Annotated in this window: 19 protein-coding genes; 10 read left to right on the top strand and 9 right to left on the bottom strand. The window is 73.6% G+C overall.

Annotated features, from left to right (window positions below):
- Positions 1–12: 12 nt before the first annotated feature.
- Positions 13–405 carry a GntR family transcriptional regulator gene (locus ACIRO3_RS18265; RefSeq protein WP_404137650.1) on the top strand — a complete coding sequence of 131 codons (393 nt, stop codon included), beginning with the start codon at positions 13–15 and terminating at the stop codon, positions 403–405.
- A 19-nt stretch (positions 406–424) separates the two neighbouring features.
- Here ACIRO3_RS18265 and ACIRO3_RS18260 read toward each other — a convergent pair whose 3' ends face one another.
- Both ACIRO3_RS18260 and ACIRO3_RS18255 read right to left on the bottom strand, forming a co-directional pair.
- Positions 425–967 carry an FABP family protein gene (locus ACIRO3_RS18260; RefSeq protein WP_361775410.1) on the bottom strand — a complete coding sequence of 181 codons (543 nt, stop codon included), beginning with the start codon at positions 965–967 and terminating at the stop codon, positions 425–427.
- Between the two features lie 126 nt (positions 968–1,093).
- Complete coding sequence (locus tag ACIRO3_RS18255; protein WP_404137647.1) at positions 1,094–2,191, bottom strand: DUF5925 domain-containing protein; 1,098 nt, start codon at positions 2,189–2,191, stop codon at positions 1,094–1,096.
- Positions 2,192–2,390: 199 nt separating this feature from the next.
- Here ACIRO3_RS18255 and ACIRO3_RS18250 point away from each other — a divergent pair, with 199 nt between their 5' ends.
- Complete coding sequence (locus tag ACIRO3_RS18250; RefSeq protein WP_404137644.1) at positions 2,391–3,203, top strand: SGNH/GDSL hydrolase family protein; 813 nt, start codon at positions 2,391–2,393, stop codon at positions 3,201–3,203.
- Between the two features lie 12 nt (positions 3,204–3,215).
- Here the strand turns inward: ACIRO3_RS18250 and ACIRO3_RS18245 are convergent, their stop codons facing one another.
- Positions 3,216–4,922, bottom strand: a complete 1,707-nt coding sequence (locus tag ACIRO3_RS18245; protein ID WP_404137641.1) for a serine/threonine-protein kinase — start codon at positions 4,920–4,922, stop codon at positions 3,216–3,218.
- Positions 4,923–5,204: 282 nt separating this feature from the next.
- Here ACIRO3_RS18245 and ACIRO3_RS18240 point away from each other — a divergent pair, with 282 nt between their 5' ends.
- Positions 5,205–5,474: a hypothetical protein gene (locus ACIRO3_RS18240; protein ID WP_361775398.1), complete on the top strand. Its 270-nt coding sequence runs from the start codon at positions 5,205–5,207 to the stop codon at positions 5,472–5,474.
- 112 nt (positions 5,475–5,586) lie between these two features.
- Here ACIRO3_RS18240 and ACIRO3_RS18235 read toward each other — a convergent pair whose 3' ends face one another.
- The 3 genes from ACIRO3_RS18235 to ACIRO3_RS18225 all read right to left on the bottom strand — a co-directional run bounded on the left by ACIRO3_RS18235 (position 5,587) and on the right by ACIRO3_RS18225 (position 8,746).
- Positions 5,587–6,828, bottom strand: a complete 1,242-nt coding sequence (locus tag ACIRO3_RS18235) for a CaiB/BaiF CoA transferase family protein (RefSeq protein WP_404137637.1) — start codon at positions 6,826–6,828, stop codon at positions 5,587–5,589.
- A 128-nt stretch (positions 6,829–6,956) separates the two neighbouring features.
- Positions 6,957–7,745: an ABC transporter permease gene (locus ACIRO3_RS18230; protein ID WP_361775392.1), complete on the bottom strand. Its 789-nt coding sequence runs from the start codon at positions 7,743–7,745 to the stop codon at positions 6,957–6,959.
- Positions 7,742–8,746, bottom strand: coding sequence for an ATP-binding cassette domain-containing protein (locus ACIRO3_RS18225; protein WP_404137632.1), 1,005 nt, complete (start codon positions 8,744–8,746; stop codon positions 7,742–7,744). The genes ACIRO3_RS18230 and ACIRO3_RS18225 overlap by 4 nt, the downstream gene beginning before the upstream one ends.
- A 70-nt stretch (positions 8,747–8,816) precedes the next feature.
- Between ACIRO3_RS18225 and ACIRO3_RS18220 the strand changes: the two genes are divergently transcribed.
- Entirely contained in the window at positions 8,817–9,542 is a 726-nt protein-coding gene (locus tag ACIRO3_RS18220; RefSeq protein WP_404137629.1) for a TetR/AcrR family transcriptional regulator, read from the top strand.
- 155 nt (positions 9,543–9,697) lie between these two features.
- Here ACIRO3_RS18220 and ACIRO3_RS18215 read toward each other — a convergent pair whose 3' ends face one another.
- Positions 9,698–10,825 (bottom strand): type ISP restriction/modification enzyme, encoded by a 1,128-nt coding sequence (locus ACIRO3_RS18215; protein WP_404137802.1) that lies wholly within the window; start codon positions 10,823–10,825, stop codon positions 9,698–9,700.
- Between the two features lie 140 nt (positions 10,826–10,965).
- Here ACIRO3_RS18215 and ACIRO3_RS18210 point away from each other — a divergent pair, with 140 nt between their 5' ends.
- Positions 10,966–11,142, top strand: a complete 177-nt coding sequence (locus ACIRO3_RS18210; RefSeq protein ID WP_361775384.1) for a hypothetical protein — start codon at positions 10,966–10,968, stop codon at positions 11,140–11,142.
- 94 nt (positions 11,143–11,236) lie between these two features.
- Here ACIRO3_RS18210 and ACIRO3_RS18205 read toward each other — a convergent pair whose 3' ends face one another.
- Complete coding sequence (locus ACIRO3_RS18205; RefSeq protein ID WP_361775381.1) at positions 11,237–11,986, bottom strand: GntR family transcriptional regulator; 750 nt, start codon at positions 11,984–11,986, stop codon at positions 11,237–11,239.
- A gap of 49 nt (positions 11,987–12,035) precedes the next feature.
- The gene (gene hmgA, locus ACIRO3_RS18200) at positions 12,036–13,364 is read right to left on the bottom strand and encodes a homogentisate 1,2-dioxygenase (RefSeq protein ID WP_366148553.1); all 1,329 of its coding nucleotides are present in this window, start codon (positions 13,362–13,364) and stop codon (positions 12,036–12,038) included.
- Between the two features lie 261 nt (positions 13,365–13,625).
- Between hmgA and ACIRO3_RS18195 the strand changes: the two genes are divergently transcribed.
- The 5 genes from ACIRO3_RS18195 (at position 13,626) to ACIRO3_RS18175 (ending at position 21,646) form a co-directional block, all read left to right on the top strand.
- Positions 13,626–16,079: a right-handed parallel beta-helix repeat-containing protein gene (locus ACIRO3_RS18195; protein ID WP_404137624.1), complete on the top strand. Its 2,454-nt coding sequence runs from the start codon at positions 13,626–13,628 to the stop codon at positions 16,077–16,079.
- Between the two features lie 107 nt (positions 16,080–16,186).
- Positions 16,187–17,059 (top strand): hypothetical protein, encoded by an 873-nt coding sequence (locus tag ACIRO3_RS18190; protein ID WP_404137799.1) that lies wholly within the window; start codon positions 16,187–16,189, stop codon positions 17,057–17,059.
- Complete coding sequence (locus ACIRO3_RS18185) at positions 17,056–18,678, top strand: hypothetical protein (protein WP_404137622.1); 1,623 nt, start codon at positions 17,056–17,058, stop codon at positions 18,676–18,678. Before ACIRO3_RS18190 ends, ACIRO3_RS18185 begins: the two co-directional genes overlap by 4 nt.
- Before the next feature lie 35 nt (positions 18,679–18,713).
- Positions 18,714–19,334 carry a TetR family transcriptional regulator gene (locus tag ACIRO3_RS18180; RefSeq protein WP_404137796.1) on the top strand — a complete coding sequence of 207 codons (621 nt, stop codon included), beginning with the start codon at positions 18,714–18,716 and terminating at the stop codon, positions 19,332–19,334.
- 113 nt (positions 19,335–19,447) lie between these two features.
- The gene (locus tag ACIRO3_RS18175) at positions 19,448–21,646 is read left to right on the top strand and encodes a molybdopterin oxidoreductase family protein (RefSeq protein WP_404137619.1); all 2,199 of its coding nucleotides are present in this window, start codon (positions 19,448–19,450) and stop codon (positions 21,644–21,646) included.
- Positions 21,647–21,681: the final 35 nt, after the last annotated feature.

Below are 21,681 nucleotides of genomic sequence, written 5' to 3'. Positions count from 1 at the left end.
AGAATCGGCCGCGTGACCCCGACTTCCACGCACCTGAAGATCAAGATCGACGGCTCGGCCGGCGCGGCGGCCCCCTACGAGCAACTGCGCGCGCAGATCTCGGAGGGGGCCCGGGCGGGCCGGCTGCCCGTGGGATTCCGGCTGCCCACGGTCCGGGCCCTCGCGGAGGAACTGGGGCTGGCGGCGAACACGGTCGCGAAGGCGTACCGGGCGTTGGAGGCGGACGGCGTCGTCGAGACCCGGGGCCGCAACGGAACCCTCGTCGCGGCCGCGGACGACTCGGCCTCCCGGGAATCGGCCACCGCCGCACAGGCGTACGCGGAGCGGGCCCACCGGCTGGGGCTGACCTTCGACGAGGCCACGGCCGCCGCCCTGGCCGCGCTGCGGGCCCGGTACGGCGCGTAGGCCCGTACCGGGGCGGGCCTCAGCCCTTGTGGCGGGTCAGTTCGGCCCGGAGGTGGTGGTGCAGGGGCAGACCCATCGCCGCCATCTCCTGCACGATCGTCAACTCCCCGTCGCCGAGGGAGTACCGGCGCCTCATGCCGGTCACCTCCTTCGCCCGCGGGGTCCGCGCCACGTGATCGGTCCCGATCTCGATCTCCGTACCGGACACGCGGCCCACGTACGTCTCCACGATCCCGGTCGGGTGGGCCAGCGTGACCTCCAGCGAGGCGTCCGGCATGACCCGCCACCAGCCGCTCTCGCGGCCCGAGGGGCGCAGTGGCGCACCGGACCCGTCGATCAGCCAGGCCCTCGACTCGTACCGCAGGAAGGGCCTGCCGTCGTGGCTGAAAGTGATCTCCTGCTCGTACCGGAACCCCTGTTCCAGGGTCGGGTACTCGCCCCGCCCCCGACCGTGCCAGCGCCCCAGCAGGGCCAGCACCGGCGCGAGCTGCGGGTGCGGCTCGGGGCCCTCGCCCGGCGTGAGGCTGTCGGGGTACGGATTCTCCTGCGCCGGCTCGGGCACGGGGCACTCTCCTGTTCGACGGGTCCTTCCCGCGGCGGGTTCGTCCGGCCGGCGGGGCTGCGACTACGGCGCCATTGTCCCCGCCCCACCGGTACCGGAGCGCCGTCGCCCCGACGGCGGCCGGGCCTACAGGTACAGCCCGGCCTCGGTCCCGTGTCCCTGCGGGGGCAGCAGCGCGGCCGGTCCGGTGCCCCGCCGGAGCGCGAACAGCTCGGCCAGGGTGGCGCCCTCGCGGGAGACCCCCTCGTCGGTGCCGAGCCAGTCGACGGCCTCGCGGTGCGTCAACCGCCCGACCTCGATGCGGGCCAGGCAGCGGCCCGGCCGGACCACCGCCGGGTGGAGCCGCTCCAGGTCCTCGTTGGTCGTGACGCCGACCAGGACGTTGCGGCCCTGGCCCAGCAGGCCGTCCGTCAGGTTCAGCAGCCGGGACAGCGCCTGTCCGGCCTGGTGCCGGGCCTCGCCGCGGATCAACTCGTCGCAGTCCTCCAGCAACAGCAGCCGCCAGCGCCCCTTGGCCGTGCCCTCGTCCTCGCCGATCGCGATGTCCATCAGGTAGCCCACGTCGTTGAACAGCCGCTCCGGGTCCAGCACGCAGTCCACCTGGCACCAGTCCCGCCAGGACCGCGCCAGCGTCCGCAGCGCCGAGGTCTTCCCGGTACCGGGCGGGCCGTGCAGCAACAGCAGCCGGCCCGCGATGTCGTCGGGGGTGACCTTCATCAGCCGGTCCATCGCCCCGGCCACCGGCGCGGTGTAGTTCGAGCGCACCTCGGGCCAGGTGCCGGCGGCGATCTGCCGGGTCGTGCGGTACGGCCCGCGTCGCGGGGAGACGTACCAGAAACCCATCGTGACGTTCTCCGGCTGCGGTTCGGGCTCGTCCTGCGCCCCGTCCGTGGCCTCTTCGAGCACACCGGTGGCGAGTTCGTCGGTGACGGCCGTCACCGTCACGTCCGCGCCGCGGCTCCAGCGCGACACGAGCACGGTCCAGCCCTCGCCCTCCGCGAGGGTGGCGCTGCGGTCGGTGTCGCGCGCCGAGCGCAGCACCTTCGCCCCGGCCGGCAGCAGGGTCGCTTCGGCCTTCACTCGTTCGATGGAAACGCTCTGCGCGTAGGGCTGCTCGCCGGAGGCGAACCGGCCGAGGAACAGGGCGTCGACGACGTCGGACGGTGAGTCGCTGTCGTCTACGTTGAGCCTGATCGGCAGGGCCTCGTGCGGGTTGGCTGGCATGGCGCCCATGATCCGGCACGAACTCGCCCCGTGCACCCGTGTTTCGCCGGAACGGGTGCCCGAGTTCCCTCTTCAAACGCATGGGGAGTGAAGATTCCGGCGCAAGCCTGCCCCGAACATTCTTGGCATGGACACTTCCAGAAGTGCGCGGCTGCTTGTACCACGGACTCAGGAGTAACCCCCACAAGGAGCCGCACACATGAGCAAGAGATTGTTGCGCTTCGCCGCCCTCACCTCCTCCCTGTTACTCGCCGCGGGCGCCGCCCTGTTCGGCGCCGGTCAGGCGGCCGCCTCCGCCCGGGCCGACTTCGGCTACGTCGCCCTCGGCGACTCGTACTCGTCCGGCGTCGGCGCCGGCAACTACGACGGTTCGAGCGGCAACTGCAAACGCACCAACCGCGCCTACCCGGCCCTCTGGGCCGCCGCCCACTCCCCGCAGACCTTCTCGTTCGTCGCCTGCTCCGGTGCCCGAACGGGTGACGTCCTCGCCAACCAACTCGCGCCGCTGAACTCCGGCACCGACCTCGTCAGCATCACCATCGGTGGCAACGACGCCGGATTCTCCGACGTCATGACGACCTGTGTGCTCCAGTCCGAATCCACCTGCGTCAGCCGCGTCAACCAGGCCAAGGCCTACGTCGACTCCACCCTCCCGGGCAAACTCGACCAGGTCTACGACGCCGTCTCCGGCCGTTCCCCGGGCGCCCGCGTGGTCGTCCTCGGCTATCCCCGCTTCTACAAGCTGAACGGATCCTGCGTCACCGGCCTGACCGAGGGCGAACGGTCCGCCATCAACGGCGCGGCCGACTACCTGAACGCGGCCGTCGCCAAACGCGCCGCCGACCACGGCTTCGCCTTCGCCTCGGTCGCCGGTGCCTTCACGGGCCACGAGATCTGCTCCGGCAGTCCGTGGCTGCACAGCGTCAACTGGACGAACATCGGGGAGTCCTACCACCCGACCGCGTCCGGCCAGTCGGGCGGCTACCTGCCGTCCTTCGCCTCCCAGGCCTGATCCGGGCCCCGTTCAGAGCGTGACCCCCGGGCTCGGCGCCGGCGACGGCGTCGGGTCCGGGGAGCCCGACGAGCCGGACGGGCCGGGGGAGGAGGCGCCGCCCGTCGGGGTCTCCTTCTCGCAGGTCACGGAGAACCCCAACCACGGCGAGGTCGCCCGCACCGGGCCCCGCACCTCCAACCGGACCGCGTCGTCGAGGGTCGCGCCGGCGCGGTGGCCGAGCTCGACGTGAGCCACCTGCCGGGTCGTGGCACCGCCCGCCTCGTACGTGAGGCCCTGCCAGGGGGGCCGCGACCCGTCGGCCGACCCGCCCCGGGTGACCCAGCGGTACTCCACCTCGGCGGGGGCGCGCGCCACCTCCACGGTGGCGGTGAAGGCGGGCGCGTCGAGCGGCCCCGGCGGGCAACTCCCCGCGTAGCGGCCGCGCAGGGTGTGGGCGTACACGGTCACCTGCCGCGCGGGCGCCCCACCGGCGCTCGCCGTGGCCGGCGCCGACGCCGAGGCGGAAGCCGAGGGTGAGGGTGAAGCCGAGGCGGCGGGTGACGGCGTCGGCCGCGTGGACGCGGCCCCCGAGCCGACGGACCCGCCCGCGGGCTCCCCGGCCGTGTCCCCGCGGTCCTTCAGCAACAGCCAACCCAGCAGGACCAGCGCCAGGAGGAGCACCACGATGCCCACCGTCAGCACCGTCCCGGCCCGCCCCCGCGGCGGCGTCGGTCCCGAGGCGGACACGACGGTCGGCGCCGTGCCCGGCCCCGGGGGCACCCCCAGGGGTATCGCCGGCGTCGTGGCCCGGGACCCCGCGTCCCGCTCGCGCCCCCGCGCGGCCGTCGCCACCGGGGCGGGTCCCCGCGACGGCCCCGACGCCGGGCCGCCCGAGGCCCGCGCCGTCCCGCCCGCGCCGATGATCCGCAGCATCCGGGACGCCTCCGCAGCCGAAAGCCGCTCGGCGGGGTCCTTCCGCAGCAACCCCTCCAGTACGGGCTCCAAGGGCCCGGCCCGACGCGCCGGCGTCAACTCCTGGTCCACCACCGCCTGCAGCGTGGCCAACGGAGTGTCCCGCCGGAACGGCGAGGCCCCCTCGACGGCCGCGTACAACAGCACGCCGAGCGACCACAGGTCCGAGGCGGGACCCGGATCGCGTCCCAGTGCCCGCTCCGGAGCGAGGAACTCCGGGGAGCCCACCACCTCGCCGGTCATGGTGATGGCCGAGGAACCCTCCAGGCTCGCGATGCCGAAGTCGCCCAGCACCACCCGCCCGTCATTGGCGATCAGCACGTTGGCCGGCTTGACGTCCCGGTGCAGCACCCCCGACTCGTGCGCGGAGCGCAGCGCGGCCAGTACCTGCTCGCCGATGTGCGCGGCCCGCTGCGGGGACATCGGCCCCTCGCCCTCCAGCACCTCCGCCAGGGACAGGCCGCGGATCAGCTCCATCACGATCCAGGGGCGGCTGCCCTCGCTCGCCACGTCGTACACGGTGACGACGCCCCGGTGGGAGACCCGGGCCGCCGCCCACGCCTCGCGCTCCAGACGCCGGTACAACCGGTCCACCTCGGCGGCGTCCAGTCCGGCGGGTGCCCGTACCTCCTTGACGGCGACCTCGCGGCCCAACACCTCGTCGCGCGCCCGCCAGACGATGCCCATGCCCCCGCGGCCCAGGGGACCCAGCAACCGGTACCGGCCGGCGATGACACGCCCGTCCCCACCCACATTCCCACTCATCCGAGCCCCCCGAACGCGTTACCGGACGATCACTCCAAGTTAGCGCAGTGTGCGCCGTGTGGCTCCTGTCACGACAGGACTCCCCGTATGAACCGCCGCGACCGCGAACGAGGCGCCAATTCCGCCCATTCTGTGCGGAGAGTGACGATTGACTCCGCTGAGTAATCGTCAACTCCCCACAGGTATAGGGGTAATTCACACCACCGGGATACCCGGGCGCGACGTGGGGGCGATAGGGTTAACCTGCCCGGGCCGGGTGCCCTCGTACGGGTGGGGAGAGACATGGAACAGATAGCAATCCGCAGCAGGCCGCCTCGCGTGCCTGCCATCACTTGCGGGAGCGGCGCGACCAGCTCGCGCCTCGACCGCCATCTCGCCGTGTTGGGCGGCCCTGCCGTCCCGCACCACGAGAGCGCCGAGGCGACGCTGCTGATGCGCGAGCTCACCGCCCGCGACCACACGCACGTCCAGCGGAGCCGGAGCGCGCGCGTCGCGCTGTTCGCACCGCTGCGCCGTCTGCGTCGCACGCTCTTCGGCAGCCGCCGCTCGTAACTGCCCCCCGAACGCGGCTGGTTGACCCGGCCGCTACCACCCGGCCCTGTACGTGCTCTCGGTGTTTCACCGATGTCGTCGCCGTCATCGGTGTGTTCCGGTGTGACCCGCCTCAGGCGACCACGCCGTCCTGGCGCAGTGCCGTGATCTGCGCGCCCGTCATCCCCAGGGCGCGCAGCAGGGCGTCGGTGTGTTCGCCGAGCGCGGGTACCGCTCCCATCCGCGCCGGCGCGCCGTCCGGCAGCCCGATCGGGGGCAGCAACGCGCGCAACGGACCGGCGGGCGAACCGATCTCCCGCCAGCGGTCGCGCGCCGCCAACTGGGGGTGCGCCGCCAGTTGCGCCACCGAGTTCAGTCGTGCGCAGGCGATGCCCGCCGCCTCCAGCCTCCGGATCGCCTCGTCCGCGTCCAGCACGGCCAGCGCCCCGGCCACCACCGCGTCGGTCCGCTCCCGCCCCAGGGTGCGTGCCGCGTTCGTCGCGAACGCCGGATCGCCGGCCAACTCCGGCTTCTCCAGCACCTGTTCCGCGAGCCGCCGCCACTCCCGGTCGTTCTGTACGGACAGCAGCACCCGGTCCCCCTCCGCCGTCGGGTAGGCGTCGTAGGGCGCGATCACGGCATGGGCGAGGCCGGTCCGCACGGGCTGCTCCCCGCCGTGCATCGTGTGGTGCAGCGGGTGCCCCATCCACTCGGCGAGCGCGTCCAGCATCGACACCTCCACCCGGCCCCCGCGCCCGGTGATCCCGCGGCGCAGGAGCGCGGCGAGCACCCCCGAGAACGCGTACATGGCCGCGGCGATGTCCGCGGCCGGGATCCCCGCCTTGACCGGCCGCTCCGGGGTTCCGGTCACCGACACCAACCCCGCCTCGCACTGCACCAGCATGTCGTAGGCCCGCTTGTGCGCGTAGGGTCCCTCGGCCCCGTAGCCGGAGATGTCCACGGCGACCAGTCGCGGGTACCGGGCGCACAGCGCCGCCGAGTCCAGCCCGAGCCGGGCGGCGGCCCCCTGGGCGAGGTTCTGGACGAAGACGTCGGCGCCGGCGAGCAGCTCGTGCAGGACCTCCCGGCCGCGCGCCTCCTTCAGGTCGAGCGCCAGGGACTCCTTGCCCCGGTTGGCCCACACGAAGTGCGAGGCGAGGCCCTGCGCTGCGGTGTCGTAGGCGCGCGCGAAGTCGCCGCCGTCGGGGCGCTCGACCTTGATCACCCGGGCGCCGAGGTCGGCGAGCTGCCGGGTGGCGAAAGGGGCCGAGACGGCCTGTTCGACGGCGACGACGGTGACGCCGTCGAGGGGCGGCGGGTCGTCGGCGCGCGGGGCGCGGGGGTGCGGGCCGTCGGAGCGCGGGTCGGGTGTCATGGCAGCCTGCCTACCCGGTCCGACCCCGATCTGTCACCCCCCGCCCGGGCCGGCCCGAGCGCTCCGCCCGGTTGCTTTTCGCCCGGCCGCGCCGCCCGGCCGGCCGCCCGGCCGCGCCGCCCCCGGTCTCAGTCCTGCCCGCGGCCGAACCGGCGGGTGGCCAACGGCACGAACAGGGCCAGGATGACGAGCGACCACAGCAGCGCCCCGGCCACCGGGTGCGCGGCCGGCCAGGCGGCGCCGGCCGCCGGTTCGCCGCCCGCGTTGCCGCAGAGGGCGCGCACGGCGCCGGCCACGGCGCTGATCGGGTTCCACTCCGCGACCGTCCGCAGCCACCCGGGCAGCCCGTCGGTCGGCAGGTAGGCGCTGGACAGCATCGGCAGGACGAAGGTGGCGCCGCCCAGTTGGCCGGCGGCCTCCTCGCTCTTGCTGAGCAGGCCGAGGTAGGTGCCCACCCAGGCCGAGGCGAAGCGGAACAGCAGCAGCACCCCGAGGGCCCCCAGCGCGCCCGGCAGTCCGTTCTCGATCCGCCAGCCCATGGCGATCCCCACCAGCATCAGCGGCACCATGGACACCCCCGTGGTGAGCAGGTCGGCGGTGATCTGCCCGAGGGGTACGGCGGCCCGACTCATCGGAAGGGTGCGGAACCGGTCCGTCACCCCCCGGTGCGCGTCCTGTGCGGCCGTGAACAGGCCCGTCATCAGCCCGTTCGCGGCGGTGGCGGCGAGCAGGCCCGGAAGCAGGAACTCGCGGTACTCGGAGCCCGGCATCGCGAGCGCGCTGCCGAACACGTAGCCGAAGAACAGCAGCATCATGATCGGCATGGTCTGCGTGAGCACCAGCAGGGCGGGCGCGTGTCGGGCCTTCTGCAACTGGCGGGTGACGACGGCTCCGCCGTCGGACAGCAGGGTGCTCATGCCGCGTGCTCCTTCTCGGGCGAGGCCTCGCGGACCCGGGTGAGGCGCAGGAACACCTCGTCGAGGGTGGGCGGGCGCAGGGTGGCGTCGGTGACCGGGATGCCGGCCGTGTCCAGGGCGCGGATGATCCGCGGCAGGGTCAGCCCGGTGTCGGACACGGTCACGCCGACGGTGAGGCGTTCCCCGTCCAGGACGGGCCGGCCGCCGGTCAGCCGGTCCAACACGACCGCCGCGCCCGTGAGGGCGTCCGGGTGGGTGACGGTGACCTCCGCGTGGGAGCCGATCCGGGACTTGAGTTCGGCCGGAGTGCCGGTGGCGACGGCCCGACCGCCGTCCACCACCACGATGTCGTCGGCGAGCCTGTCCGCCTCCTCCAGGTACTGGGTGGTGAGCAGCACGGTCGTGCCCGCGCCGTTCCCGCCGCCCGCGTCACCGGCCCCGCTCCGGCCGACGAGTTCTCGCACCGCGGTCCAGATCCGGTCGCGGGCCGCCGGATCCAGGCCGGTGGTGGGCTCGTCCAGGAACAGCACGCGCGGCCGGGCGATCAGCCCTGCGGCCAGGTCCAGGCGCCGCCGCATGCCGCCCGACCAGGTGGAGGCGGTGCGGCCGGCGGCCTCGGTGAGTTCGAAGCGCTCCAGCAGCTCGTCGGCGCGCGCCCGGCCGGCGGCTCCGCGCAGCCCGGCGAGGCGGGCGAAGAGCCGGAGGTTCTCCCGGCCGGTGAGGTCCCCGTCCACCGAGGCGTACTGGCCGGTGACCCCGATGTCGCGGCGGACGGCCCCCGGGTCGCGGACGACGTCGTGTCCGGCGACCAGGGCCCGCCCGGCGGTGGGCGCGGTGAGGGTGGTCAGGATCCGGACGGCGGTGGTCTTGCCGGCGCCGTTGGGGCCGAGCAGCCCGCAGATGGTGCCCTCGGGCACCGCCAGATCGAGCCCGCACAGGGCGCGCACCTCACCGTAGGACTTCTCCAGACCTTCACTAAGTACAGCGTACGTAGTCGTCATGTGCGGCACCCTACCCCACTACGTACGGTGTACGTAACTAGGATGGAGGCGACGAACGAGGTGATGAGCGATGACCCCCAGCGGCCGCCCCGCTGAACCCGAAGTGATCTGGGCCCGCCCGCAACGCGCGGGACGGGGCCCCCGCCCCGCCCACAGCCGCGAGTCGATCGCGGCCGAGGCCGTGCGGATCGCCGACGCGGAGGGGATCGAGGCCGTCTCCATGCGCCGCGTGGCGGCCGGGATCGGGGCCGGGACGATGTCCCTGTACAACTACGTCCCGCGCAAGGAGGACCTGTACGAGTTGATGGTCGACGCCGTCAGCGGGGAGTACGAACTGACTCCGCCCACCGGCGACTGGCGGGCCGACATGCTCGCGCTGGCCGGCCAGACGCGCGACCTGATGCGCCGCCACCCGTGGCTGCCCCGGCTGCTCACCCCGGTCTACGGCTTCAGTCCGCACGCCCTGCGGTACCTGGAACACAGCCTGGCCTGCCTGGCACCGCTGGATGCCCCGGACGGCCGGAAACTCGAACTGGTCGCCGCCGTCAACGGCACCGTGGCCACCTACGTGGGCGGCGAGTTGGCCCTGGCCGAGCGGGCCCGCGCACTGCCCTGGAGCGAGGCCGACGAGCAGGGCGTACGGGCGGCGTGGCTCGGGTCCCGGCTGGCGAGCGGGGACTACCCGCGGCTGGCGGGCGCCCTGACGGCACTGCCATCCGTCCCGGCCGACCTGGGAGAACCGGACGAGCTGTTCGACCGCTGGATCACCCGGCTGCTCGGCGCCTGGGGGGCGTGAGCGCGCGGGATCGGGTACGCCCGGCGGCCCGCCCGGGCCCCGGGCGCCGCCGGCGGTGTGCCTGGCCTCGCGGGCGACGCCGACCGTGTGCCCGGCCACCGGTGGCGCCGGCGGTGGGCCCCGGCCTCGGGGGCGGCGCGCCACGCCGCCCGGGCTCAGAGCAGGGCGAACTGGCCGCCCGGACCCTCCTCCTGGTGGTCCAACACCGAGGCCGGCCGGCGGGCCCCGCGCGGCGGCGGCAGCACCCCGAGGGCTTCGAGCTCGGCGGCCGCGATCAACGGCCCGGGCTCGAACGCCGCCCGCTCCGGGGCCAGATCGGCCAGCAGGGCCAGGCTCGTGACCAGCGCCAACAGCTCCGAGGTCCACGACTGCGGCCACTCCCCGGGCCCCAGCGCCTCCAGCCCGTCGATCCCGTCCGAGAGGTGCGCGGTCCGGGTGGCGAACCAGGACTCCAGCACCCGCTCGCCCTGATGTCCGTACTCCCACGCTCCCGACGGCACGGGGGAGATGGTTCCGTCCCCGAGGCCCAGCGTCTCGGTGTCCGGGTCGTACGAGAGCTCCCGCGGCCACGCCGTGACCGCCGAGCGGACGTACGGCCGCCGCCCGCCGGGCAGGCGGGGCGGCTCACCGCCGCGCGCCCCGCGCAACTGGACGGTGAGCAGGCGCTTGCCGAGCTCCAGCCCGGCCCGCCAGCGTTCCGGGTCGGCCGCCAGCGGGACCTCGTACGCGCCCCGGGCCCCGGGGCGCCCCGCTGCGAGGACCCAGCACACCACGTCCTCGGGAGTGACCCGACCGCCGAGCCGCTCGCCCAGCAGGTGCAGCAGGCCGGGCGCCAGGTTGGGCTCCGCGCCGGCGGGGCGCCGGTGCAGGGGGCGGATCCGGCCGAGCCGGCCGGCCGGGAGGTGCGCGGTGACCAGCGGTTCCGGCGTCTCCACGACGAACAGTTGGTGGGCGTCCAGAACCCGCCAGAGTTCGGGGCGGGCGCGGTCGATGAGCCGCTGGTCGGGCAGCAGCCACTGCTCGTCGAAAGGCGCGGTCAGCACCCGTACGGGCTCCGGGAACGGCCCCGGCGCCTCGGCGAAGCGGGCCGTGGACGCGGACCGCTGCCCGGGCAGCGCGGCGGCCCCGGAGGAGGGCGTCCGGGCCCGGGTCGGACGGAACAACCTCTCGCGCTCGGCCCCTTCGGCACCGGCCAGGGCCGCCCAGCGGGCCCGCAGGGTCGCCGGCTCGGGGGCCGTCACCCAGCCCCGCCCCAGCCGCAGGGAACCCACGGCCCAGGGCATCAGATCGTCCAGCAGCGGTACGTCGTCGCTCACCCGGCAGATGGTAGCGAGGGGAGGTGACGCCCGGGCCGTGTCCAGGCCGAAGCGTTACGCTCCTTATGGACGCATCTGTACCCGTGCGCGGACCGAGGAGACGGCTGATGAGTCAGTACGACGAATACTCGACTCCCTCGCAGGCCGAGGGCGAGCGCCTCGACGAGGACATGGACGAGCGGGAGAAGCGCGAACGCCACCCGCAGACCACGCGCACCACCCCGTCACAGGCGGAGGGCGAACGGGGCGCGGAGGACGACGCCCAGCGCAAGCCGGGCGCGTAGGCACCAGGCAGCGCAAGCCGGGCGGGTGGATGCCAGGCAGCGCAAGCGGGGGCGCGTGGATGCCAGGCAGCGCAAGCGGGGCGCGTGGACGCGCTCAGTGCGCGTCTACCGTCACCGTGAAGGAGAACCGGTCGCCGCGATAGCGGATGCGGGCGACGTCCACCACCCGGCCCTCCCGGTCGTACGTCACGCCCGTGTAGTGCAGGATCGGGCTCAGCAGCGGGACCTGGAGCAGCGCGGCCGTCTCCGGGTCCGCGAGCCGCGCCTCGACGGTGTCCGTGATCCGGCTGATCTTCACCCCGACCAGGTCACGGAGGACCTTGGTCATCGGGTACCGCTCCAGGTCGGCCAGGTCGATGGAGTCGGCCAGCTCCGTGCGGACCGCGTTCTCCGCCCAGTTCGTCGGCTCGCCGCTCGCACTGTCGTGGCGCAGCCGCCGGTAGACGACCAGCTCCGAGGTGTCCGGAAAGTGCTCCAGCAGCTCCCCGGACACCGCCGTCCGCTCGTGTCCGAGAATCGTCGTACGCTCACCCGACTGCTGGGCCACGATCGCGTCGACCGAACCCAACAACCGCACCGGGGCCCCGCGCCGGGCCCCCGGTTCGATGAACGTTCCGCGCCGCCGGTGCCGGCTGATCAGCCCCTCGCCCTCCAACTCCTTGAGCGCCTGCCGCATCGTCAGCACGCTCACCCCGTAGTGCCCGGCCAGCTGCTCCTCGGTGGGCAGGCGCAGCGAGGCGTCCGGGGCGCGCCCCAATATCGAGGCGCGCAGCGACTGGGACACCTGGTACCAGAGGGGCAACTTCCGGTTCAGTACCAGGGAGTCGGGGGCGAAGGCGGTCACGGGTGGTTCTCCGTACGGCTGGACGTCTGAGGCGGGCGTGCAGCGAATGTTAGGCGCGGAAGTGGCGCTCCAGACCCTGCCAGACGTCGTCGTATCCGCGCTGGAGGTGCTCGGCTCCGGCCGCCTGGGCGGTGGCGACGATGGGCCAGCGGGTCTCGAACATGAAGGCCAGCCCGTCATCGATCTTCTGCGGCTTCAGCTCGGCGGCGCTCGCCCGGTCGAAGGTCTCCCGGTCCGGGCCGTGTGCGGACATCATGTTGTGCAGCGAACCGCCCCCGGGCACGAAGCCCTCGGCCTTCGCGTCGTACGCGCCCTCGACCAGACCCATGTACTCGCTCATCACGTTGCGGTGGAAGTACGGCGGACGGAAGGTGTCCTCGCCCACCAACCAGCGCGGGGCGAACACCACGAAGTCCACCCCGGCCAGCCCCGGCGTGTCCGAGGGGGAGGTCAGCACGGTGAAGATCGACGGGTCGGGGTGGTCGTGGCTGATCGAGCCGATCACGTTGAAACGGCGCAGGTCGTACACATAGGGGACGTGCGTGCCGTGCCAGGCGACCACGTCGAGCGGCGAGTGGTCGTACGTGGCCGTCCAGAGATGGCCGCAGTACTTGTTGACCACCTCGGTCGGGCGCTCGACGTCCTCGTACGCGGCCACGGGCGCCCGGAAGTCCCGTGCGGCGGCGAGGCCGTTGGCGCCGATCGGGCCGAGGTTCGGCAGCTCGAAGGGCTGCCCGTAGTTCTCGCAGACGTAGCCGCGGGCGTCCGCGTCGAGCAGCTCGACGCGGAAGCGGACCCCGCGCGGGATCAGGGCCATCTCGCCCGGGCGGGCGCTGAGCAGGCCGAACTCGGTGCGCAGCAGCAGGCCGCCGCGCTCGGGAACGATCAGCAGCTCGCCGTCCGAGCTGCTGAACACCCGGTCCGTCATCGCGGCGTTGGCGGAGTACAGGTGGATCGCCATGCCGGCGCGCTGGGTGGCGTCGCCGTTCCCGCCGAGGGTCCACAGGCCGGCCAGGAAATCGGTGCCGGGCGCCGGGTCGGGCAGCGGGTTCCAGCGGAGCCGGTTCGGATCCGGCACGGTCTCGGTGAAGGGCGCGCTGCGCAGGCCGCCGTTGTCGACGCGGGCGAACGGCGGGTGCGCGGCCGAGGGGCGGATCCGGTAGAGCCACGAGCGGCGGTTGTGGGTGCGGGGTTCGGTGAACGCGCTGCCGCTGAGCTGCTCGGCGTAGAGGCCGAGGGGCGCGCGCTGGGGCGAGTTCCGGCCATGGGGCAGCGCACCCGGAACGGCCTCGGAGCTGTGCTCGTTGCCGAAGCCGGTGAGGTACTCCAGCGCCTCCGCGGTCTTCCTGGCCTGCTCGCTGGTGTCGCCGTCACTCATGGAACGCTCCCGGTCTGCCGTAGGAATCCTATGGGTGACAGTAGGATTCCCGGGTCCCCGCGTCAACGGTGACCTTCCGGCCGGCCCGCGCGCCCCGCCGAACAGCTCCCTTTCGGCCTCCTTCGGCCCCGTTCGGTCCTGCTCGGCCATGCCCCCGCGTCACCCCCTTGTCGCGGGCGGACCGACGGGTTCCGGCGACCGGCGCACCGATTCCCGCCGAGGGGGATCCCAAAAGGTGAACATTGCTCTACTCTCTCGCGCATGTCGTGGACCCGCAGGTTTCCTGCCGTGCCGGCGGCGCTCCTCGCCGCCCTCCTCGCGTTCCTGTCCCTCCTCGCCGCCGCGCCCGCCGCCCGCGCGCACGAGGAGCGCCCCGTCACCCTCCCCGACGGCAGCGGCTCCGTACCCGAGTACCGCAAGGCCGCGCCCGACCTCCTGGTGTGCAAGACCGACCGGCCCGCCTTCGAGCGCCGGATATCGGCCTTCCCGCAGGAACTCAGAGAGCGCAACCTCGCCCTCTACGCACAGTGCGAGAAGACCGGCTTCCGCCACCTCCAGGAGGCCGTGGACGCGGTGGACCGACCGGGGATGAACATCGCGATCCTGCCCGGCCTGTACGAGGAGGAGCCCTCGCTCCCCAAGCCCACGGGGGAGTGCGCCACGCTGAAGGCGCCCAACTCCTCGCTCGGCTACCAGATCCTGTCCTACGAGCAGCAGGAGCGGTGCCGGCACAACCAGAACCTCGTCGCGATCCTCGGCAAGACCAACCTCCAGATCGAGGGGACCGGCGCGTCCCGCCAGGACGTGGTCATCGACGCCAAGTACCAGAAGCTGAACGCCATCCGGGCCGACAAGTCCAACGGCATCTACTTCCGCAACTTCACCGCCCAGCGCACCACCTTCAACTCGCTGTACGTGCTGGCCGGCGACGGCTTCGTCATCGACGACGTACTGACCCGCTGGAACGACGAGTACGGCTTCCTGACCTTCGCGAGCGACCACGGGCTCTACAAGAACTGCGAGTCCTACGGCAACGGGGACTCCGGCATCTACCCCGGCAGCGCCTCCGACATCAACGACGGCCGCGGCTACGACGTCCCCCGGTACTCCATCGAGATCACCGGCTGCCGCAGCCACCACAACATGGTCGGATACTCGGGCACGGCCGGCGACTCCGTCTGGGTCCACGACAACGAGTTCGACCAGAACATGGGCGGCGCCTCGATGGACAGCGCCTTCCCCGGACACCCCGGACTCCCACAGAACCACGCCAGGTTCGAGCGGAACCTGATCCACGACAACAACCAGGACTACTACCGCCACGTCGCCGACGGCACCTGCGCCAAACCACCCATCGAGCGGGGCTACGAGCAAGGCGTGGTCTGCCCGCAGATCTCGATGCCCCCGGGCACCGGCATCATCACCGCCGGCGGGAACTGGAACCTGTACGAGGGCAACTGGGTGTACGGACACCAGCGCGCGGGATTCTTCCTGAGCGCCGTGCCCGCCTTCATCCGCGGCGAGGAGGCGTGGGCCAAGCAGGCCGACACCTCCCACCACAACCGTTACGCCGCCAACATCCTCGGCAAGGACAAGTCCGGGGCCTCCCGCCCCAACGGCATGGACGTCTGGTGGGACGGGCAGGGCAGGGGCAACTGCTGGCAGGACGGCCCGGACGGTTCCACCCCCGGCACCCTGCCCGAGTGCGGAGAGCGCCGAGGCGCCGTCTCCGGCGGCTCCGCACGGCTGGCCGGCGAACCGGTCAAGCTCGTCCAACTGCTGGTCTGCGCCGACTACAACGTCCAGGCGCGCAAACTCCCGGCGGGCTGCGACTGGTACGGCGCCCGAGGCCTGGAGCGGGTCGAGACCCAGATCGCGCTGGCCGTCGCGGCCGTGCTGCTGCTGGTCGGCGGAGTCCTGTGGTGGCGCCGACTGCGCGCCTCCCGGTGGGGAACGATCGCCACGCTGTCGGGCCTGGCCGGGCTGGTCCTGGACGTGGCCGGTTCCACCATGTCCCTCACCCCCACCCTCGTACCGGCCCTGGCCCTGCTCCTCCTGGGGCTGTGGTGGACCGGGGTCGGGCTGGTCCTGCGCGCCGACCGGCCGTGGCTCGCCCGGCTCACCCTGCTGCTGGCCGCCCTGACCCTGCTCGACGCCTTCGACCGGGCCGTCGTGATGATCCCTTGGATCCCCCTCGGCCCCGCCTGGGCACGGGGCCTCATCGCGGTGGTGTGGGTGCTCTGGGCGGTCATCGCCTCGGCCCGCCCGGGCGCGCCGACCCACCCGACCGCCCCCGCCGGCCCCCCGGACCCACACCGCGCCCCGGCCCTGGACGGCCCGACCCCGGCTCCGGCAGCGGACGGCCCGACCCGGGCCCCGGACGGCCCGGCCCCGACCCCGGGCGGCCCGGCTCCGACCCCGGCTCCGGACGGCCCGACCCCGGCCCCGAGCACGGCAGCCACCACCAAGCCCCCGGCCGGGAGCGGGGGCCCGGTTGCGAACGGGGGCACGGTCGCCACCGAACGCCCGGCCGGGAGCGGGGGCCCGGCCGCCACCGAACGCCCGGTTACGACCGAACCCCCGGCCGTGAACGGGGGACCGGTCACGACCGAACCCCCGGCCGCCACGGAACCGTCGCCCCGGAACAGAGGGGCGAGGGAGACCGAAGGCCCGGCCGCCACCGAACCCCCGGCCGCGAACGGAGGCCCGCGGTGAGCCGAGACCACGCCGACCGCGTCCGCTGCGACGTCTGCGCCGCGCCGCCCCGCGCGACCCACCCCCGCCCTGCCCACCCGCGCCGCCGTACTGCCCGCACCGCGGGCCTGGTCGCCCTCCTCCTGTTGCTCGCCGGCGGCACGGCGACGGGTTGCGGTGGCCGGCCCACCACCCACCACAAGCCCGGCACCACCCACGAACAGGCCTCGGGCGACGTGGGCGCCCTGCTCGACACCACGGACGGCGCCGGCCACCGCCTCCGGCAGGTCCCGGCCCGGGGTGCGCCGGAGGTACGGCTCACCACCCGCCCCGACTCGGAGGACGGCTGGAACCTCCAACTGGTCGTGAAGAACTTCCGCTTCACGCCCGACAGCGCCGGCGGCGCGGCCCTCCCCGGCGCCGGCCACGCCCACCTGGAACTGGACGGGCGCAAGCTGGCCCGGGTGTACGGCCCCTGGTACCACCTGCCCGCGGCGCAGGTGCCCCAGGGCACGCACACCCTGACCGTCCGCCTGTACGCCGACGACCACACCGTCTGGGCCGTCGGCGGAAAGGCGGTCGAGGCCACCGCCGAGCTGACCGGTGGTCCCCCGGGCCAGGGGTCCCACAGTCACGCCACCCCCACACCGACGGCGCCACCCCAGGGGTCCCAGGCGCCCCGGACGCCGCAGAGCTCCGAGAGCGCCCAAGGCCCGGAGGCCACCCGGACCGCGGAGGTCGACCGGACGGTCACCGTCGCCGTCCGGGACGGCAAGGTCGTTCCCGCCCCCGGCCGCGTCGAGGTGGGACGTGGCGAGCGGGTGGCCCTGCGCGTCACCAGCGACCGCGCGGACACCTTGCACGTCCACGGCTACGACAAGGAACTCGCCCTGCCCGCAGGCCAGGAGGCCACCCTGATCCTTACGGTCGACCGCAGTGGGCTCTTCGAGGTCGAGACCCATGGGAGCGACCTCGTCCTCACCCAACTCCTCGTCCGATGACCCCACTCCGACTCGCCCCGGACCTGCCCCTCGCCTCCGGGCCGGGCCTGCCCTTCACCCAGGGCCTGCCCCTGGGCTCCGGGTCGGATCTGCCCTTCGCCCCGGACCTGCCCCTCGCCCCAGGCCCGCCCCTCGCCCCGGGTGTCAGCGTCGGCGCCGGCGTCGGCCTCGGCGCCTGCCCGGGCCCGTGCGCGGGGGGCGGCCACTCCGGCCAGGACGTGGTCCCGTACCTGGCCGATCCGTCGACCACCCTGCTCGCACACGGGATCGGGTCGCAGCACGATCTGCCGATCTCGCCCTTCTACGCCTTCGCGGGCGCCTTCGCCGCGCTGTTCGTCTCCTTTCTCGCGCTCGGTCTGCTCTGGTCCACGTCCCGCTTCCGGGGCGACCGCTCGGGCCTCGCCCTGCCCGCCCGGTTCCAGCGGGTGGCCGACGCGCCGGCCACCCGCACCACCCTGCGCGGCCTCGGTCTCGTCGCCGCCCTCGCCGTGCTGCTCCACCTCCTCCTCGGTCCCGACGACCCCGCCCGGAACCCCGCTCCTGGCGCCGTCTACGTCCTGCTCTGGGTGGGACTCGTCCCGGCCTCCCTCCTCCTCGGCCCCGTATGGCGCCTCCTCAACCCGCTCCGCACCCTGCATCGCCTCCTCGCTGTCGTCCTGCGCCGCCGCGCCCCCGACCGGCTGCGGCACGACCGCCGGCCTTCGCCCGACCGGCCCCCGCCCGACCGGCTGCGGCACGACCGCCGGCCTTCGCCCGACCGGCCCCCGCCCGACCGTCCACTGCCCCCATGGCTCGGCCAATGGCCCGCCGCGGTCGGGCTGTTCGGCTTCACCTGGCTTGAGCTCGTCTCCCCTGATCCCGCATCCACCACCACCCTCCTGATCGCCCTCGGCTGCTTTGCCGCCGTCCAACTGGCCCTCGCCGCCCGCTTCGGCGAGAACTGGTTCGCCGACGCGGACCCCTTCGAGGCCTACTCCGATCTCCTGGCCAGACTCTCCCCCCTCGGCCGCCGCGCCGACGGCCGACTCGTCCTCCGCAACCCGTTCCACGGACTCGACGCGACGCCCGAGCGGCCCGGACTCGTCGCCATCGTCTGTGTCCTGCTCGGCTCCACCGCCTATGACGGCTACTCCGACAACCCTTCCTGGATCAACGCCATTCAGACCTCCCCTCTCGGCCGCATCCCCACGGCCACCCTCGGACTCCTCGGTTCCATCGCCCTCGTCGCCGCCCTGTACTGCCTGTGCGCTGCGGCCACCCGCCTCGTCAGCGGACCGCACCCCGGACCGCTGACGGCCTTCGCGCACTCACTGGTGCCGATCGCGCTCGGCTATCTCGTCGCCCACTACTTCTCCCTTCTCGTCACCGAAGGACCACGCACAGTAATCATGGCAGCGGGCACTGACAACGCCCCCGAACCCTTGCCGCCACTGGGTCCCGGCGCTCTCGCGGCCCTCCAGGTGATCGCCGTCGTCACCGGACACGTACTCGGAGTGATCGCGGCACACGACCGGTCCGTGCGCCTCTTCCCGCCCACCAAGGCCGTGGCCGGCCAGCTGCCCCTGCTCGCCCTGATGATCACGTACACCATCGGTGGTCTCAGCCTCCTGCTGAACTGAGTCCGCCGGACCGAGCGGAAGCCAGGAACGGCATGATGGACCCCGTGCCTCCCGCCCACCCCATGCGCCGGACCCCGATCCAGCAGCGCAGCGCCGACCGGCTCGCCCGGATCCTCGACGCCTGCGCGGAACTCCTGGACGAGACCGGGTACGAGAACCTCAGCACCAGGGCCGTCGCCCTGCGCGCCGGAGTGCCCATCGGCTCGGTCTACCGCTTCTTCGGCAACAAGCGCGCCCTGGCCATCGCCCTGGCCCACCGCAACCTCGACCGCTACGCCGACGGCATCGAGGAACGGCTGGCCGGCCTGCCGGCCACCGATTGGCGGCCCGTCGTCGACGCCGTCCTGGACGAGTACCTGGCGATGAAGCGCAGCGTGCCCGGGTTCGCGCTCGTCGACTTCGGCGTGCCCGCGCCGCCTCCCGATGGCCCGGCCGCCGACCCCAACCACCTGGTCGCCGCACGGCTCACCGAACTGCTGTCCCGCCACCTCGGCCGCACCCGCGACGCCGCTCTCGAACGGGCCGTCCTGGTGGCCGTCGAGGCCACCGACGCGCTCATCCAGTTGGCCTTCCGCGTCGATCCCGCCGGGGACCCCGGGATCGTCGCCGAAACGCGGGCGATGATGCAGGCCTACCTGGCCCGCGTACTGGACTGAACTCCCTCAGCCCGCAATCCTCCGCGAACGCACCCCTCCCCAACCTCCCTACCGGTCGGTATGCTCGACCCGCCCGTGTGCCCGCACCGCAGCCTGCCGTCCCAGGAGCGACCATGCCCCGCACCGCCCTGCGCATCTGCCCCCTCTGTGAAGCCACCTGCGGCCTCACGCTCGCCATCGAGGGCACCACCGTCACCGGCGCCCGCGGCGACCGGGACGACGTGTTCAGTCGTGGCTTCATCTGCCCCAAGGGAGCGGCCTTCGGGGCGCTCGACGCCGATCCGGACCGGCTGCGGACCCCTCTCGTGCGCCGCGACGGCCGGCTGCGCGAAGCGAGTTGGGACGAGGCGTACGAGGCGATCGCAGCCGCCGTGCCCGCCCTCGTGCGGGAACACGGAGCCCAGTCCGTCGGCGTCGTCCTCGGCAACCCGAACGTCCACACCATGGCCGGAGCCCTCTACCCGCCGCTCCTCCTCAAGGCCCTCGGCACCCGGAACCTCTACACCGCCAGCACCCTGGACCAGATGCCCAAGCACGTGTCCAGCGGGCTGCTCTTCGGCGACCCCTTCGCCATCCCGGTCCCCGATCTCGACCGCACCGACTTCCTCCTGCTCCTCGGCGCGAACCCGGTCGAGTCCAACGGCTCCCTGTGCACCGCCCCGGACTTTCCCGGCCGGCTCAAAGCCCTGCGCGCCCGCGGCGGCACCCTGGTCGTCGTCGATCCGCGGCGTACGCGCACCGCCGCGCTGGCCGACCGACACCTCGCACCGCGCCCCGGCAGTGACGCCCTGCTGCTGGCCGCACTCGCGCAAACCCTGCTCGCGGAGGGACTCGCGGCCCCCGGGATGCCAGGGGAGTGGAGCGAAGGGATCGGGGAACTCACCGACGCGCTGGCGCGTTTCACTCCCGAGGCCGTCGCCCCGGCCTGTGACCTGACCGCCGTCGAGATCCGTTCGCTCGCCCGAGAACTGGCGGACGCACCCACCGCCGCCGTCTACGGACGGATCGGCAGCTGCACAGCCGAGTACGGCACCCTCGCCAGCTGGCTGGTCGACGTCCTGAACATCCTCACGGGCAACCTCGACCGCCCGGGCGGGGCGCTCTTCCCCCTCTCGGCGACCGACCGCGCTCCCCGACCCGCCCGTCCGGGCAAGGGGTTCGCTCTCGGTCGCTGGCACAGTCGGGTCAGCGGCCACCCGGAGGCGAAGGGCGAACTGCCCACCGCCGCCCTGGCCGAGGAGATCGAGACGCCGGGCGAGGGGCGCATCCGAGCCCTCATCGCCATCGCCGCCAATCCCGTGCTGTCCGCCCCCGACGGCCGGCGCCTCGACGCGGCCCTGGCCGGGCTCGACTTCATGATCAGCGTCGATCCGTACCTCAACGAGACCTCGCGCCACGCCCACGTCGTCCTGCCCCCGCCGCCGCCCTCGCAGTCCGCCCACTTCGACTTCGCGTTCAACGCGTTCGCCGTACGCAACCAGGCCCGCTACTCGCCGCCCGCCGTGCCCCTCGAAGAAGGCCGCATGGACGAGTGCGAGGTCCACGCGCGCCTGATCCTCGCGGTGTCCGGGCTGCACGGGGCATCACCGGACGTCCTCGACGACCGCGTCATCGCCGACACCCTCGCCCGCGAGGTCACCGACCCCCACTCGCCACTCTTCGGCGGCGACCCGCAGCGGGAGGCGCGGGCGCTGACGGGCCACACCGGACCCGAACGGCGACTCGACATGATGTTGCGACTCGGACCGTACGACCTCACCCTCGACGAGCTGCGGAAGCGGCCGCACGGCATCGACCTGGGCCCCCTGAGCCCCAGGCTCCCGGGCGTACTGAAGACCCGCACCGGCCGGATCGAACTGCTCCCGGACCCGATCGCGGCCGAACTGCCCAGGCTGCGCGCGGCGCTCGCCGAACGCCCCGCCGCCCTGGTGCTCGTGGGCCGCCGCCATCTGCGGTCGAACAACAGCTGGTTGCACAACGTCCCGGCCCTGGTCGGAGGTTCCAACCGGTGCACCCTCCAGGTCCATCCGCAGGACGCGGACCGACTGGGCCTCACCGACGGCGGCCGGGCTCGGATCACCGCCGACGGCGGCAGCCTGGAGGTCCCGGTCGAGATCACCGACGCCGTCCGCACTGGGGTCGTCAGCCTCCCGCACGGGTGGGGCCACGACCGGGCCGGCACTCGACTCTCGGTGGCCACGACCGTGCCCGGAGCCAACGTGAACCAGCTGCTCGACGGCAGCCGACTCGACCCGCTGTCCGGTACAGCCGTGCTCAACGGCTTCCCCGTCGAACTGGCACCTCTGCCCTGAGCTGGGGTTTTGCTCGTATTGCTCACGCGTCGACG

This window comes from Streptomyces sp. NPDC102278, assembly GCF_044766345.1.
Lineage (GTDB): Bacteria > Actinomycetota > Actinomycetes > Streptomycetales > Streptomycetaceae > Streptomyces.
This window is presented reverse-complemented; position numbering and strand designations above follow the sequence as displayed.